Raw genomic sequence first — 14,216 nt, 5'->3', positions numbered from 1 at the left:
CTCATCTTTAGGAAAGCGATTTTGACGTTGATGGATTAAAACTTTTCATTTTCCTCTACTAACAGTAGCTTTCTTAGCTTACTTTCCCAATTCGTTTCCTCATCCAATCTAATATTTGTTTTTGCTGGATTCCATTCTGACCAAGAAAAACCACAATTACTGCAGCATTTCTCTTTTACTTCACTATAAAAGGGCTGAAAACTTTTATATAAGCTTTTACGCAGACACCCCTTATCGTGAACCCATTGTAATATTTCATTTAATTTTTTCTCTTTAATTGAGGTTCTGTCTTTGATTAACTGTTCTATTTCTTGATAATTCTGCTTCCAGTTTTCTTCGTGAAAGTTTATTCGATTACCTGCAATCATACCATGTTTTTCGAATTGATAACGTAAAAATCGCCACTGAATTTCATTTAATTGAAATAAATTTTCAATTTCTGCATCTTTGGTTGGTAATCCTCTCCGTTCAGTGAATAATCGATATAAATATTGAAAAATAGAGGATAGCATTTCTTCAGATGGTAGTTCGTTTTTTATTAAATTTAAAGGAATGTAAAAATCATTATTAGAAAATAATAATAAGCAGACACTAGATTTCCCATCCCTCCCCGCTCTTCCTACTTCTTGTATATAGGACTCCAATTGCAATGGTAAGTGGTAGTGAATGACGAATCGAATATTTCCTTTGTTAATTCCCATGCCGAATGCACTGGTGCAACAAATTACATCTAATTGGTCATTCATAAATTGTTGTTGTATCGTTATTCTATCCATTTGCTCCATGCCACCATGATAAAATGCAATATTACGATTTGGAAGTTTCTCTGAAAGTAATTTTGCAACATTTTCTGAAACCATTCTACTTGAAAAATAAATTATGGTAGGCACATAGTATGTATTTAATAGCTGAATTAATTGATCTGTCTTTTCTTTCTCATCAGTCACTTCCTCAATGCAAAACGTTAAATTCGTCCGGTCCATAGGATAAATATGTTTTACCATTCTTGGTTTATTCAGAGAATGAATAATATCCTGCTGTACATCTGGAGTCGCTGTTGCACTTAAGGCGAGTGTTCTAGGATGGTTTAATTTCTCAATTATCGTATTTAACTTAAGGTAGTCTGGTCTAAACTCATGTCCCCATTGCGAAATGCAATGCGCTTCATCGATGACAAATAAACTTATTCTCGTTTGTTGTAATAATCGAATTAGTTCTTTCTGTTGTAATAATTCAGGAGAAATATAGATAAGCTTATATAAATGTATATTATTGTATATCATTTTCCTATCTGCAGGATCCATAAAACTATTTAAAGCAATAACCTGTTTAATCTGCATGGCTTTCAGCTGCTTAACTTGATCAATCATTAATGAAATAAGTGGTGATACAACTATTGTTACTCCCTCTAAGAGCATCGCCGGCAGCTGATAACAGATCGACTTCCCCGAACCTGTTGGCAGAATACCAAGTACATCCTTCCCTTGTAAGATATCCTCGATGATTTCCTTCTGCCCAAGTCGGAAAGAAGAATAGTTAAAGTATTTATTCAATTCCTGCTCTAATGTTATTTGCTGGTTCATTTGTTTCACCCTATTATATTTGCTTATGATGTAATGCTAGAATAAGTCGGATTTGAAAATAACTGATATCATTATTAACCTGTTGTTTTATGTCCCTCAATTTTGAAGAATTTGTTTTTTGGATTGCATTCAAGATATCCTGATGCTCTTCTTTGGTTACATAATGATATAAAGGAAAATCCGTTTCATAAAAAGCAATTTCTATTAAATGGTCATGAATTGTATTTATTTTTAAATTACGTATACTTGCAATTTTTTCTATTGAATAACCCTGTCCTAGTAAATGGGAAGTCTGGAATGCCGAATTTGATAATAATGTAGCATTTGAAATATCATTTATGATATAAGCAAGAAAAGGATAGTTATTTTTTTCATTATGTAAAACTGAAAGTAAACGATGGATTATATTTACAATAATTAACTGGACATCATCCACAGATAAGTTATATTTTGATGATAGTTGATTGATACTCATGCCATAATTTTTATATCCTGTTAATCGATCAATAAATAGTCCTGCTTCATCACTTGAGACATATTGTAATATGTTCCGAAGCTCTTGATAGATAATTTTTAAGTATTTTTCCTCATGATTTTTTACTTTACGATAAAACACCTTCACCCATGTTTCAATTACTGGATTATCAATTACAGGAATAAAGGAGAAATAGTCCATTTTACTATTGGTCAAAGTTTGAATAAGGAGCAATAGTCGGTCAAAGAATGGATCCATTATTTCATGGTACGCTAGTCCTGCAAAGGATTCAAATGGAAATGGAGTTTTATAAATATCTGTAAACCAATCAGCAGTAGCTGGAGTGGTTTCATAAACCATCTGACTCGAATTAACTCTTTTAAGTAAACCTTCAAATTGTAGCAACTCCATCGTATGGTTAAAATGGTTCCTTAATAGGTTTTTATAGATACCGAAATAACGCTCAAGTTTAAAGAGGTGTGCATCCTGAACTGTTTGAATTGACCGCCTGCCCCTGAGTAAATGATAGATACTCGAAGCAGTTCTCTCCGTTTGAATTTGATTACAACATTCGAGTAATATACAATGAAATATCATTGACTTATCTCCTTAAATATGATCCCTTGCTGTTATTATAGTTATTACATACTGATTACTTAAAATTGCTATATTGAAATGAATGGGAATCAGCTTTACAATAGTTAGTAGTTTAAAAAATACTGGAGATAGTTTAATGTAAGGAGGAAAAGTAGTGGCAAAATTTGCGTTAGTTGATATCGAAACATGTATTGCATGTGGTGCATGTGGGGCTGCTGCTCCTAAAATATTCAGCTATGATGATGAAGGTCTCTCATACGTTGCAATCGATGAAAATACAGGTACAAAGAAAATTCCCAAAAGACTAGTAGACGACCTTTACGATGCATATGAGGGATGTCCGACCGATTCCATTAAATTATCTAATACACCCTTTAACAAAGAACCAAGTAATATGTAATGACTACTAGTTGCATTAATTATACTTTATCCAGACCATTTTAAAAAGGGATTTGATATAAATTATAGCAACTTTCTTACTACATAAGCGCAACTAAGGCTTTCACTCAAAAGCTTGGTTTAACCTTAGTATACTAAAAAAATACCAATTAGTAATTAATTGGTATTTCGAATGGAAAAACGCTTCGATGCGTATTTCTTCATTAATAGAGAAATGATTGGATAGAAAATTATTATAAAAACAACGTTACCTATTGCATGACTTGTATCAAAAGGCAATCCTGCAATGTAATATGGCCAAAAGTGACCAGATACTTGATACGTAGTGAGTGAAATAATAAATCCATACAAATAGCCACTAAGGAAAGCAAACAATACGATAACTATCATTGGAACCTTTTTTAAAACTTTACTTAATATACCACTTATTAGTCCAATTAATCCCCATGAAATAATTTGCCAAATTGTCCAAATCCCCATACCTAACAACATATTTGATAAAAATGTTGTTAAAATCGCTAGAATAAAAGCAGACAATGGTCCAAGTAATATTCCACAAATAATAACTAACGAAGTAACTGGTTGTGCGTTTGGAATAAATTGAAAGACAACCCTGCCTACAATAGCCAGTGCAGCAAGAAGTGCGAGCAGTGTCAATTTATACGTATTCAATTAAATTATTCCCAAGACTGTAAATCAAAGACTACTTTATCTCCAGGAGACAATTGATATTCAGCAGCTCCGACAGTTGCCATTTCATCATTAACAAAAAACATCCAAGAAGTTTTTTCCTCATCACTAGCTTTAACTCGTTCAATTGATGTAATAAAGGTTCCATCATATTCCGTCTCAACAAAGAAATTTTCTTTCATAACATCCATTAATATGTCGCCTTCCTCGATTCCTATTTCTTTCTCGTTAACAAACTCTTCCCCTTCATTAATAGAAATCGTAATTCGAACTGAATCTTCAGCAACTTCTTCAGATTGTGATGTACTATTCGTACTTACAGTTGTGTTCGTATTATTTCCTTCTGATGAACAACCAAATAATACAAAAACCATAAACAAAGTAATTAATGGAAATATCCACTTTTTCATACCGCTCACCCTTTTTCTTAAGTATTTGTAATTTTCATGTTCTGGAGATTTAAAGCAATTGGCACTGTTAAATGATGTAGTTAGCCACTAAAAAAAGCTATTTCTTATTAGGAATATAGCTTTTTATACATACGAAATCAAGGCAACACCAAAGCATTGCACTTATCCGGATGTCCCTTTTTGCTTTTCCTCGAAGCTTCTGAAACAATTGAATTTGGTAGGTCTACTGACTAATGATTTTATCCTACTTTAAGCCCTTCCCATACGGCTGGCCATACAGTGGTCATTACTTATTTCGTAAATCAATTACAGTTGCGAGGACAGTTCTAGATATTAACTAGATTCCCTATTAAGTGTTAACACCAAATTCAATATCTTGTATTCAATTAAAATTACACTCGTATCATACCATATGTTCAATAGATTGAAAAGAATTCATCTAATTCGGATACTTACTATTTTTCCTTTGCGGAATTATGAAGCTGAAGGTTGTTCCTTGATTCAATTTACTCTTCACATTTAGTAAGCCATTATGGGTGTCAATAATATTTTTAGCAATGGCCAAGCCTAATCCTGTTCCTTTTTTCTGTGTATTTCTAGTCCTCGATTTATCTGCCTTATAGAATCGTTCAAAAACAAATGGCAGGTCCCCTTCAGGTATCCCACTACCATTATCCTCAATAGCTACATAAAATTCATTTTCTGTATTTTTTACGATTACTCTAACAAAACCATTTACGCCTGTATGACGAATTGCGTTATCGATTAAGTTAGTAAAAACCTGTTCGATTCTATCGGGATCAAAATATGCATCCGGGATTGTAAATTCCTCATCAAGAGTTAGTACCAACTGATTATCATTTGCCAGTCCTTGGAATTTTTTCATAATTCGTTGTACAAAGCTATCAAGATTGACTCTTTCAATATTGAGTTTTATATGACCTGCTTCCATCTGAGCGATATCCAATAGTTCATTAACTAGACGATTCATTCTTAATGATTCATCATGAATGATTTTAGCGAGTTCATTTTTATCTTCCTTACTTTCGGCAATATCATCTACAATTGCTTCACTATAGCCTTGGAGTAAAGAGATTGGTGTACGAAGTTCGTGAGAAACATTAGCGATAAAGTCTTTACGCAGAATATCTAATCGCCTTTCCTCAGTCATATCGCGGATGACTGCAACAGCACCCCTTACATAGGTTTGATCATATAAAGGCGTCATCAGCATAACGTAATTTCTTCCTTGCAGATGTATTTCGCGTAAGACTTCTTTTTCGTCACTAATAACTACTTGTAATGTTTCATTCAGTTCTGTTGGTAATTCCTGATTTTTAAGATTTACTTTAATATTATTTTCAAAATACCAATTCTCCATAAATTTATCTGCAGGTGTGTTTGTTACAATCATGTCACCGTTTCGATTCAGTGTTACAACACCATCTGCCATTGAGCTTACAATACTGGATAATTGCTCTTTTTCCTGCCTCAAAGCATTGATGTGGAACTTAAGCTGCATTCCCATGCGATTAAATTCTTTTGCCAGATCTCCAATTTCATCATTCGTTAAGATAGGAACCTTTGTATCGAATTCTCCACGCGTTAAGTTTGAGGCTGCTTGACGCATTTTTATCAATGGTGAAGAAATCCGCGTCGACAAGAATATCGCAAAAAAAGTAGTAAGGATTAACGCAATTCCACCAGCAAGTGTGATTATTTTAGTCGTTTCTGCCTCCGTTTGATTTATAACCTCTAGTGATTGGTAAACAAATATAGCTCCACTATCCAATAATGGCTCACCAACAATGATAATTTCCATATCGTTATCAGGGAGATGAATCTCTTTTTGGACTTTTCTATCCGCTGTGATAACTTCTGACAAGTCTTGTTCGTTTTCAATCCACGTTTCATTTAATTTCTTTAAATCTCTTGAGCTAGTACTGGATATCCACAGTTCACCGTCAGGATATATAATGGCAACACGACTAGCCGGAGTCTTTATAAGCTCTGTTGTTTCTTGGATATAGCTTCTATCTGATTGTTGGTCAGCAAACAATGAGATTTTTGAAGCAGTTTGCATCATATCATTCTCTGCTTCGTTTATATGATAATTTTTAAAAAACTCCAGTAAGAAAATAGATAATATAAATAGTACAAAACTTACTAAAAGGAAAATCGTAATAGCAAGCTTACCGACTACACTACGCCATATCATCACTCATCATCTACCTCAAATTTATAGCCAACGCCCCAAACGGTAACAATCATTTTAGCTGCAGATTTTGATGCACTGCTCAATTTTTCTCTTAATCGCTTGACATGGGTATCAACGGTACGTAAGTCCCCAAAAAATTCATATTGCCACACTTCTTTCAGTAAATGCTCTCTCTTAAAAACCTTATCTGGAGATTTAGCTAAGAAACAAAGCAGCTCGTACTCTTTAGGTGTTAGAGTAACCTCTTGTCCATCTGCAGTTACTCTATGTGCATCATGATCGATTGTTATATGCGGAAACACAAGTATGTCTTTTGTCGATACATCTGTATCATTAAATTTAGCTGTAGAAACTCTTCTCAGCAATGCCTTTACACGTAAAATTGCTTCTCTTGGACTAAACGGTTTAACGATGTAATCGTCTGCACCGACTTCAAATCCTTGAACTCGGTTTGCTTCTTCACCTTTAGCAGTTAGCATTACTACTGGAGTTGTCTTCTCTTTCCTAAGTTCTTGACATACTTCTATTCCATCCATTTCTGGCATCATAATATCTAATAATATGACATCGTAGTCATCTGCTAATGCTTTTTCTAAAGCGTCTTTACCATTATCTGCTTCTTCAACTATATAATCTTCTCTTTCTAAATACATTCGGATTAATCTTCGGATTCTCTCTTCGTCATCAACGACTAATATCTTAGTATCTGAACTCATGCATGTTCCCCCTAAATTCAACTATTACTTAAAGTATATATGATTTATAGCAATTTGTATAAGAAAACAGGCGAAGCATCAATGATACTTCGCCTGTAAGATCTTAAACATGCTTAATTACATCGCCTGTTACTGTTAATATAAACTGCGAAATAACTTAGGATGATATTAGCGTTCTTGACCGCCGCTTCAGAAATACACTACGCTTTCCGCGGGGAGCTGGTGAGCCTTCTTCCCGCAGGAGTCTTCGTGTATTTCTTCCGCTGAAGATAGAGTAGAATCTAGAAACAAAACAATTACAAACCCGCTAACTATCAACGCTGATTGTAGCAATATACAAGAGACAAAGGTATAAATTACATCGACAGTCCAGATTCAAGGGACACAATCTTTACTTGTTCCAGATTTTATCTACTTCTAACTATATCTGAATAAACCTGATAAACCTATGTTTTTTCTATGCGTAGGAGTGTAAGCCTGCTAGGACTAGGTTGACGACAATTAGGTTGAACATAATAATACCGAATCCGACTACTGCGAGCCAGGCGGATTTTTCTCCGTGCCAGCCTCTTGAGAGTCTAAGATGCAAGTAGGCTGCATAGAAGAACCATGTTACTAATGCCCAAACTTCTTTTGGATCCCACCCCCAGAATCTCCCCCAGGCGATTTGCGCCCAAATGGCCGCAAAAATCAATCCTCCTAAAGTGAATACAGGAAAACCAATCGTCACAGAGCGATAGCCAACTTCATCTAATAAGTCAGCTTTAAGATTTCTAAAGAGCGGTTGAATTGCTGCTCCGATTCTTTTTCTAATAATTAAACGAACAACTCCATATAAAATAGTTCCAGTAATTAGTGACCAAATAACGGTGTTAAATTTACGGCCGGCATCTTCACCTTGCAGCCATCCAGGTGTTTCAAACCATGGATTCATAACACCTTCCGTTACTAAGGTACCTTCGTTTGGACCTGCAACAGCAGGTAACCTATATTCTGTAGTTATTGTATTTCCGCCGGATGGATATTCGAATGCAGCATTGTAGTTCATCATATTAAAAGCAGATGTAATTCCAATGAACCCGATAAACACGACTAGAATATAAATGACGACTTCTAACCAAATTGTTTTTTTACTTTTAACCGTTTGATCTATTTCTTTAATTAAATACATTAGACCTGCAACAAAGCTGATAAACAATATCCCTTGCCCTAAAGCAACAGTTGTCACATGGATATATAACCAATGACTTTGAAGAGAAGGAACAAGCGGTGCAACATCTGTTGGGAACATACTGGCATATGCAATAATTATCATTGTGATTGGTAATGCAAATAATCCTAAAAAGCTCAATCTATAGTAAAAATAGATAATAATAAATGCAAAAATCATACACATTCCTAAGAAGGTCATAAATTCAAACATATTACTTACTGGTGCATGTCCACTTACTATCCACCTTGTAATAAAATATATAATTTGCCCGACAAGTCCAATCATTGTTAAGGTTATACCAATTTTTTCTGAAGTAGTATGCAGTTTCTTATCGGTCCGTTTATCCCTTACCGCTGCCCCAAAGAAAAGTGTTGCGATTAAATAGAGTATAAATGCTGTATAAAGCGCTCCACTGCTTACACTTAATAAGTCCATTAATAAATCCCCCTTTTGAAACCTAACTAAGAATTCCTGCTGTATGAATACTTCTCCCTGCATCCTGTGCAGGGAGTGTATTATTTTTCATCTAATTCCTGTTGATCTTCCACCATTGTTATATTAGTACCTTCAATCGCATTCTCGATATCCTTTTTAATTCCAAACCAATTTTTGTTCGTATGGCCTGCCATTAATATGCCATTCTCCGTTGGGTGGATCCAAATCCGACGGTGTTGCCAATACATACCCTGAATTACTCCTATCATAAAGATAGCAGCACCAAGACCAAATAATGGCAATGAACGATCATATTTCACTGTAAGGCCACTGACATCATGCATTTCAAAGTCTTCAATCCCTAGCTTATAGTTGTTTTCTCCTGTTGCATCTATATTTCTTCCAATTCCAACAAAACTTACTTCAGCAACATCGCTATTTGGTGGATAGACGATAAATACATATGCAGGGTTTCTTGGGAAGTTCGTCTCAGATGCAGGAATCCCGTTATTATCAAGATAGTAATCAGGATAATATTTATCAACTACAACACGGAAGCCGTTTTCAAGATTATATTCTGGTTCAGGTGCTGCTAGGTCAACGGTGAACGTATCTAAAGCCACTTCTTCCGAATCCGATGTTTCATGGATTTTAAATGTCATGGAAGTGAACTCGTTAAGTTGATATCCAGATTGATACACCGTATACTTATCGAATTTAGCAGGTTTATTCATTCGAACCGAGTCATCTAGAATTGGTTCAAGCTCAGCCTCTGCTCCGGGCACTGATTTTTCACCAGATTGATAGACAACTATGTCAGTTTGAAAGTTACTCGGAATCATACCCTCTTGAGCAATTGCTGCTTCAAATCTGTCATCTTCTTCACTATGAGTCTCTAAAATGAAATCTTTGTTTTCAATATAGTATTGTCCCTTAGTTCCAGGTATGACAATCGGCTTTTGCTCCTCGCGAACCCAAACATATTCTTCCATATAGAAGAATGGTAAAACTCTTAATATAGCCGCAAGTAAAATTATAATTAAACCAATATGGTTGACGTATGGACCCCATCTTGAGAATCTATTTTTCTCGGCTAGCAAATGACCATTCTCTACTTTAATCTTAAAACGTTGCTTTTTTAAATTTGTTTTTAATAGATTGATTTCCTCATTTGATACGACTTTTGTTTCGCTGTATAATCGTTGTCTACTAAGAAAGCTAATATGTTTCTTCGCTTTTTGATGACGTAATGCTTTAAATAATGGAATAAATCGATCAAGACTACAAATAACTAAGGAAATTCCAATTAAAGCGATGATGACAAGATACCACCATGATGTATATAAATTATGAAATCCTAATTGATAAAATATCAAACCGAATATCCCATACTGATCCTCGTAATAAATCGATGGATTACGGGATATTGCATTTGCTGGTATGTACATCTCCTGTGGGAAAATTGTCCCAACCATTGAAGCAACTAAGGCAATAACAATTAACCACACACCCACTTTAACTGAAGAAAAGAAACTCCAAATCTTATCTATAATTGATTTATTATACGTTTGTGAGCGTCGTGCTGTCCCGTCATAGCGCATATTAAGTAATTTTTTATTATTATTTCCATCAAGATGCTGATTTCCCTCTATTGGCCTACCACATGCTTCACATAGGACAGTACCAACTGGATTTACATGCCCACATTCACATTTTATTTCTCTCATGTCTATCCCCCATCGTAACCCATCCTATTTTGGTTGAATGTCTTGTAAATACCCCTCGAGACGTTCTAATGATAAGGCACCGTTTACAACTTCTTCTATCTTCCCTTCTGGATTAATGAAGAATGTACTTGGAATCGGTCCTACTTTATATAAGTCTTCTACTTCACTGGTACTATCGAAGGGGACAGGGAATGTCAAATCATATTCATCAATAAATCGATCTACAGCTAATTCGGTATTATCCAAACTAACTGCAAGGATTTCTATTCCTTTATCATGATATTCTGGATATAGAGACTGCATATAGGGCATTTCTGCCTTACATGGCTCACACCATGTTCCCCAGAAGTTCAGCATGACACCCTTCCCCTTAAAATCACTTAGTTGAACAGATTCCAATTCATTATTATTACTAATTTGTTGTAATTTAAAATCTGGCGCTTCATCACCGGCACGGTATATTGTATTATCTGCTTTCAAGTTAGAAACTAGCGCAAATACAACTGCAGCTAAAAGAACAACTAAAATAGAAGTCCTAAATACTAATCGATTTCTTTTTTTCTTTTTTTTCTTTTCTTTTATTTGATCTAAGCTCATTTATTCCTGACCCTCCCCAAGCCATTATATCATGAGAGTAAAGACTAAATTTTGACTATTATTTAACAATTTCAGTTGCGAGATTTCTAATTTGTTTTACTTCTTTTAGTGACAGCGCACGATATGTTCCCGGCTTTAACCCTTTTAATGTTAACATCCCATATTGTTCCCGTTTTAACTTGATAACAGGATAGCCTAATTGTTCCATCATTCTTCTAACGTGACGATTTTTTCCTTCACGTAATTTGATTTCTAGTATCATTGTATTTTTCGTCTTATCTACTGACAAAATATTATAGCCTGCAAGCTTTAATAAATCTTTTTCTGCCTTTACCCCTTTTCTTAACTTTTCTAATTCTAGTTTCGTTGGAATTCCTTTTATCTTCGCAACATATACTTTCTCAACTTCGTATTTAGGATGCATTAGGTGCTGAGCAAAATCTCCGTCATTCGTAAGTAGTAATAATCCAGATGTGTCATAATCCAATCTGCCTATTGGAAATACACGCTCCGTCACACCTTCTAATAAATCTGTAACAACTTTTCTCCCTTTATCATCACTAACACTAGAAATAACCCCACGAGGTTTATATAACATATAATAAACATGCGCTTCCTTTTCCAATTGAACGTCATTCACTTCAATTTGATCGTCTTTTGATACCTTCGTACCTAACGTTGTCACTACTTGTCCATTTACCCTTACTTTTCCATCTAAAATAAGCTGCTCTGCTTTCCTTCTAGATGTAATGCCGCTTTGTGCAATTACTTTCTGCAATCTTTCTTGGTTGTCTGTCATGTTATCACCATAATTTCTTTATTTATTCTTACATAATAATAGCGCTAACCGGATTGTTAACGCTACTCTTTTGACTTATTTCATTTTAACAAGAAATACATCATCCAAATACCATTCTTACAATAAGGATTGATGTTATTATACCAACTAAATCAGCTAATAGTCCAACCTTTAGAGCATATTTCATTTTATTAATACCAACCGCACCGAAATAGACGGTTAAGATGTAGAGTGTTGTATCCATACTCCCTTGCATTGTTGATGCTAGTCTACCTATAAAGGAATCTGGTCCATGGGTACTAATTAACTCCGTTGTAATTCCTAATGCAGCTGTTCCTGATATCGGCCGGACAAATGCGAGCGGAATAATTTCAGGTGGAACGCCAATGGCCATAAGAACTGGCGCAATAAGATTAATCATTGCATCAATAGCGCCAGAGCTTCTTAATATCGAAATCGATACAATCATTCCTACCAAAAATGGGAGTAAAGAAAATGCCATCTTGACACCTTCTTTTCCTCCTTCAACGAATAATTCATATGCAGGAATTTTCTTCCAGGTGGCAACAGAGAGAACTATTAAAAGAAAGCAAGGAATCAACCAAGTACTTACCGCTGTGATAAAAGCCATTATTTCTTCCTCCTAACACTTTGGTAATAGAACAGCCGATCAAGCAAAATGGCACTTATTAAGGAAATAACAGTTGTAATGATCGTAGTCCCCACAATTTCTGTCGGAGATACAGAATGGTACTGCATTCGAATAGCAATAACAGTAGTAGGTATTAAAGTTAATCCAGATGTATTTAAGGCCAGGAACGTAATCATGGACCTTGAAGCAGTATCCGTTCCACTTAATTGCTTCATTTGTTCCATTGCTTTAAGGCCCATCGGTGTTGCTGCATTTCCCAAGCCAAATATATTTGCAGTAATATTAGACAAAATGTATCCCATTGCCGGATGTCCTTTTGGTATTTCGGGAAATAATCTGCTGACAATAGGCATTAAAGCCTTCGATAAGGCCTTCAAAATACCTGCTGTTTCTGCTATTTTCATAATCCCTAACCAAAAAACCAGAATACTAATTAGTCCAATCGATAATGTCACCGCATCATTTGCACTTTTAAATAATGCCTTATTCACTTCATCCATTGTTCCATTAAACATTGCATAAACGATTCCAACGATTGCCATGAAAGCCCATATTAAATTTACCATTTACTCATACCTGCAATTTTTTTATATGTGTCTAAAACTGTAAATACAATGTCTTCTTGCTTCCCCCGGTGGATTGGTGTTTCTGCTAATTGCCCGTCACCTAATTCAAAAACTGTTTTGCCAATTATATCCATATCTTTTCTTTGGTCAAGTAAGTAGGTTTTTTTCTTCAATTCTTTCAGCTCATCTTGTGTCAGTGGGTATTTGATTTCTTCAGCTACAAATGCATTTACTTCTTCACTATTGCCGAGCTTGTATGTAACGTTACCCTCTTTACTAAGTGTCTCTAACTGGTAGTGCTCGAATCCCCATTCATATAAATTGATATGGTCACGCCAATCATCAGGTGCATTTAATGTAACAACAATTAGATCCATCCCATCTTTTGAAGCTGAAGAGACTAATGTTCTTCCTGTCTTCTTAGTAAATCCGGTTTTCCCTCCGTTTGTTGGCTCATACAGCTGCGTCAATAATCTATTTTTATTCACCCAGCTATAGGATCTATTTTCAGAGCGAAATGAATTTGCTCCGGTTATAGTTCTAAACTTCTCATTTTTCATTGCATACTGCATAAGGAGTGCCATGTCATATGCACTTGAGTAATGGTTGTCCGAATCCAGACCATGCGGATTCTCAAAATTTGTATTGTTCATTCCAAGCCATTTTGCTTTCTCATTCATTAAGAATACAAAACCTTCTTCACTTTCTCCAACATGCTCTGCGATTGCTACAGCAGCATCATTTCCAGAACGAAGCATTAACCCGTAGACTAAGTCTTCTAATTTCATTTTTTCTCCTTGTTCAAGATAAATTGATGATCCCTCCGTGTAAATTGCTTTCCTGCTTGTTTTTGCCTTCTCGTCCATTTTTCCAGATTCAATTGCAATAAGTGCGGTCATAATTTTTGTAATACTTGCAATCGATGCTTGTTCATATGCATCCTTCTCATACAATACTCTGCCAGTACTTTGCTCTATTAAAACAGCATTATTTGCCGAGACATTGGGTGCTGCTTGTCCAATAACTGGAAAAATGCTGACAACAAATAATCCTATAAATACTCCTATAATAGTTCGCATAGTAGGTTTCCTCCCACAGATATGATGTCCATACATTTTATGCAGGATAATATCGGTTAT

14 protein-coding genes and 1 riboswitch are annotated in these 14,216 nt (G+C 35.2%); of the genes, 1 reads left to right on the top strand and 13 read right to left on the bottom strand.

What is annotated here, in order from left to right:
• Nucleotides 1–35 precede the first annotated feature (35 nt).
• Nucleotides 36–1,583, bottom strand: coding sequence for a RecQ family ATP-dependent DNA helicase (locus CWR45_RS00605; protein ID WP_115747857.1), 1,548 nt, complete (start codon nucleotides 1,581–1,583; stop codon nucleotides 36–38).
• A gap of 13 nt (nucleotides 1,584–1,596) precedes the next feature.
• Nucleotides 1,597–2,655, bottom strand: coding sequence for a YpbB family protein (locus tag CWR45_RS00600; RefSeq protein ID WP_115747856.1), 1,059 nt, complete (start codon nucleotides 2,653–2,655; stop codon nucleotides 1,597–1,599).
• A gap of 154 nt (nucleotides 2,656–2,809) precedes the next feature.
• On the opposite strand from CWR45_RS00600, the gene CWR45_RS00595 reads away from it, so the two are divergent.
• Nucleotides 2,810–3,055 (top strand): ferredoxin, encoded by a 246-nt coding sequence (locus tag CWR45_RS00595; RefSeq protein ID WP_115747855.1) that lies wholly within the window; start codon nucleotides 2,810–2,812, stop codon nucleotides 3,053–3,055.
• Between the two features lie 155 nt (nucleotides 3,056–3,210).
• On the opposite strand, the gene CWR45_RS00590 is transcribed toward CWR45_RS00595, so the two are convergent.
• From CWR45_RS00590 to CWR45_RS00540, 11 genes are all read right to left on the bottom strand, one after another.
• Nucleotides 3,211–3,726 (bottom strand): ECF transporter S component, encoded by a 516-nt coding sequence (locus CWR45_RS00590; RefSeq protein ID WP_115747854.1) that lies wholly within the window; start codon nucleotides 3,724–3,726, stop codon nucleotides 3,211–3,213.
• Nucleotides 3,727–3,731: 5 nt separating this feature from the next.
• Nucleotides 3,732–4,154, bottom strand: a complete 423-nt coding sequence (locus tag CWR45_RS00585) for a DUF4430 domain-containing protein (protein ID WP_115747853.1) — start codon at nucleotides 4,152–4,154, stop codon at nucleotides 3,732–3,734.
• A 199-nt stretch (nucleotides 4,155–4,353) separates the two neighbouring features.
• Nucleotides 4,354–4,536, bottom strand: a riboswitch (cobalamin riboswitch).
• Nucleotides 4,537–4,593: 57 nt separating this feature from the next.
• Entirely contained in the window at nucleotides 4,594–6,372 is a 1,779-nt protein-coding gene (locus CWR45_RS00580; protein ID WP_115747852.1) for an ATP-binding protein, read from the bottom strand.
• Nucleotides 6,372–7,088 carry a response regulator transcription factor gene (locus CWR45_RS00575; RefSeq protein WP_115747851.1) on the bottom strand — a complete coding sequence of 239 codons (717 nt, stop codon included), beginning with the start codon at nucleotides 7,086–7,088 and terminating at the stop codon, nucleotides 6,372–6,374. The genes CWR45_RS00580 and CWR45_RS00575 overlap by 1 nt, the downstream gene beginning before the upstream one ends.
• Nucleotides 7,089–7,545: 457 nt before the next feature.
• Nucleotides 7,546–8,736, bottom strand: coding sequence for a c-type cytochrome biogenesis protein CcsB (ccsB, locus tag CWR45_RS00570; protein WP_115747850.1), 1,191 nt, complete (start codon nucleotides 8,734–8,736; stop codon nucleotides 7,546–7,548).
• Between the two features lie 80 nt (nucleotides 8,737–8,816).
• Nucleotides 8,817–10,463 carry a cytochrome c biogenesis protein ResB gene (gene resB / locus CWR45_RS00565; RefSeq protein ID WP_115747849.1) on the bottom strand — a complete coding sequence of 549 codons (1,647 nt, stop codon included), beginning with the start codon at nucleotides 10,461–10,463 and terminating at the stop codon, nucleotides 8,817–8,819.
• A 24-nt stretch (nucleotides 10,464–10,487) separates the two neighbouring features.
• The gene (resA, locus tag CWR45_RS00560) at nucleotides 10,488–11,060 is read right to left on the bottom strand and encodes a thiol-disulfide oxidoreductase ResA (protein WP_115747848.1); all 573 of its coding nucleotides are present in this window, start codon (nucleotides 11,058–11,060) and stop codon (nucleotides 10,488–10,490) included.
• Between the two features lie 58 nt (nucleotides 11,061–11,118).
• A complete protein-coding gene (locus tag CWR45_RS00555; RefSeq protein ID WP_115747847.1) occupies nucleotides 11,119–11,859 on the bottom strand; it encodes a pseudouridine synthase in 741 nt (246 codons plus the stop codon).
• Nucleotides 11,860–11,959: 100 nt separating this feature from the next.
• A complete protein-coding gene (locus tag CWR45_RS00550) occupies nucleotides 11,960–12,490 on the bottom strand; it encodes a spore maturation protein (protein ID WP_115747846.1) in 531 nt (176 codons plus the stop codon).
• Nucleotides 12,490–13,077 carry a nucleoside recognition domain-containing protein gene (locus CWR45_RS00545; RefSeq protein ID WP_115747845.1) on the bottom strand — a complete coding sequence of 196 codons (588 nt, stop codon included), beginning with the start codon at nucleotides 13,075–13,077 and terminating at the stop codon, nucleotides 12,490–12,492. Before CWR45_RS00545 ends, CWR45_RS00550 begins: the two co-directional genes overlap by 1 nt.
• The gene (locus CWR45_RS00540) at nucleotides 13,071–14,156 is read right to left on the bottom strand and encodes a D-alanyl-D-alanine carboxypeptidase family protein (protein WP_115747844.1); all 1,086 of its coding nucleotides are present in this window, start codon (nucleotides 14,154–14,156) and stop codon (nucleotides 13,071–13,073) included. The genes CWR45_RS00545 and CWR45_RS00540 overlap by 7 nt, the downstream gene beginning before the upstream one ends.
• Nucleotides 14,157–14,216: the final 60 nt, after the last annotated feature.

This window comes from Oceanobacillus chungangensis, from assembly GCF_003369565.1.
Lineage (GTDB): Bacteria > Bacillota > Bacilli > Bacillales > Amphibacillaceae > Oceanobacillus > Oceanobacillus chungangensis.
Note: the sequence above shows the minus strand (reverse complement) of the source record. Positions and strands in the feature narration are given on the sequence as shown.

What these genes read in the sequence shown, in the direction of transcription:
- CWR45_RS00555 (WP_115747847.1), bottom strand. Translation starts at nt 11,859, where the DNA reads ATGACAGACAACCAAGAAAGATTGCAGAAAGTAATTGCACAAAGCGGC.
- CWR45_RS00600 (WP_115747856.1), bottom strand. Translation starts at nt 2,655, where the DNA reads ATGATATTTCATTGTATATTACTCGAATGTTGTAATCAAATTCAAACG.
- ccsB (WP_115747850.1), bottom strand. Translation starts at nt 8,736, where the DNA reads ATGGACTTATTAAGTGTAAGCAGTGGAGCGCTTTATACAGCATTTATA.
- CWR45_RS00585 (WP_115747853.1), bottom strand. Translation starts at nt 4,154, where the DNA reads ATGAAAAAGTGGATATTTCCATTAATTACTTTGTTTATGGTTTTTGTA.
- resB (WP_115747849.1), bottom strand. Translation starts at nt 10,463, where the DNA reads ATGAGAGAAATAAAATGTGAATGTGGGCATGTAAATCCAGTTGGTACT.
- CWR45_RS00540 (WP_115747844.1), bottom strand. Translation starts at nt 14,156, where the DNA reads ATGCGAACTATTATAGGAGTATTTATAGGATTATTTGTTGTCAGCATT.
- CWR45_RS00605 (WP_115747857.1), bottom strand. Translation starts at nt 1,583, where the DNA reads ATGAACCAGCAAATAACATTAGAGCAGGAATTGAATAAATACTTTAAC.
- resA (WP_115747848.1), bottom strand. Translation starts at nt 11,060, where the DNA reads ATGAGCTTAGATCAAATAAAAGAAAAGAAAAAAAAGAAAAAAAGAAAT.
- CWR45_RS00575 (WP_115747851.1), bottom strand. Translation starts at nt 7,088, where the DNA reads ATGAGTTCAGATACTAAGATATTAGTCGTTGATGACGAAGAGAGAATC.
- CWR45_RS00550 (WP_115747846.1), bottom strand. Translation starts at nt 12,490, where the DNA reads ATGGCTTTTATCACAGCGGTAAGTACTTGGTTGATTCCTTGCTTTCTT.
- CWR45_RS00580 (WP_115747852.1), bottom strand. Translation starts at nt 6,372, where the DNA reads ATGATATGGCGTAGTGTAGTCGGTAAGCTTGCTATTACGATTTTCCTT.
- CWR45_RS00545 (WP_115747845.1), bottom strand. Translation starts at nt 13,077, where the DNA reads ATGGTAAATTTAATATGGGCTTTCATGGCAATCGTTGGAATCGTTTAT.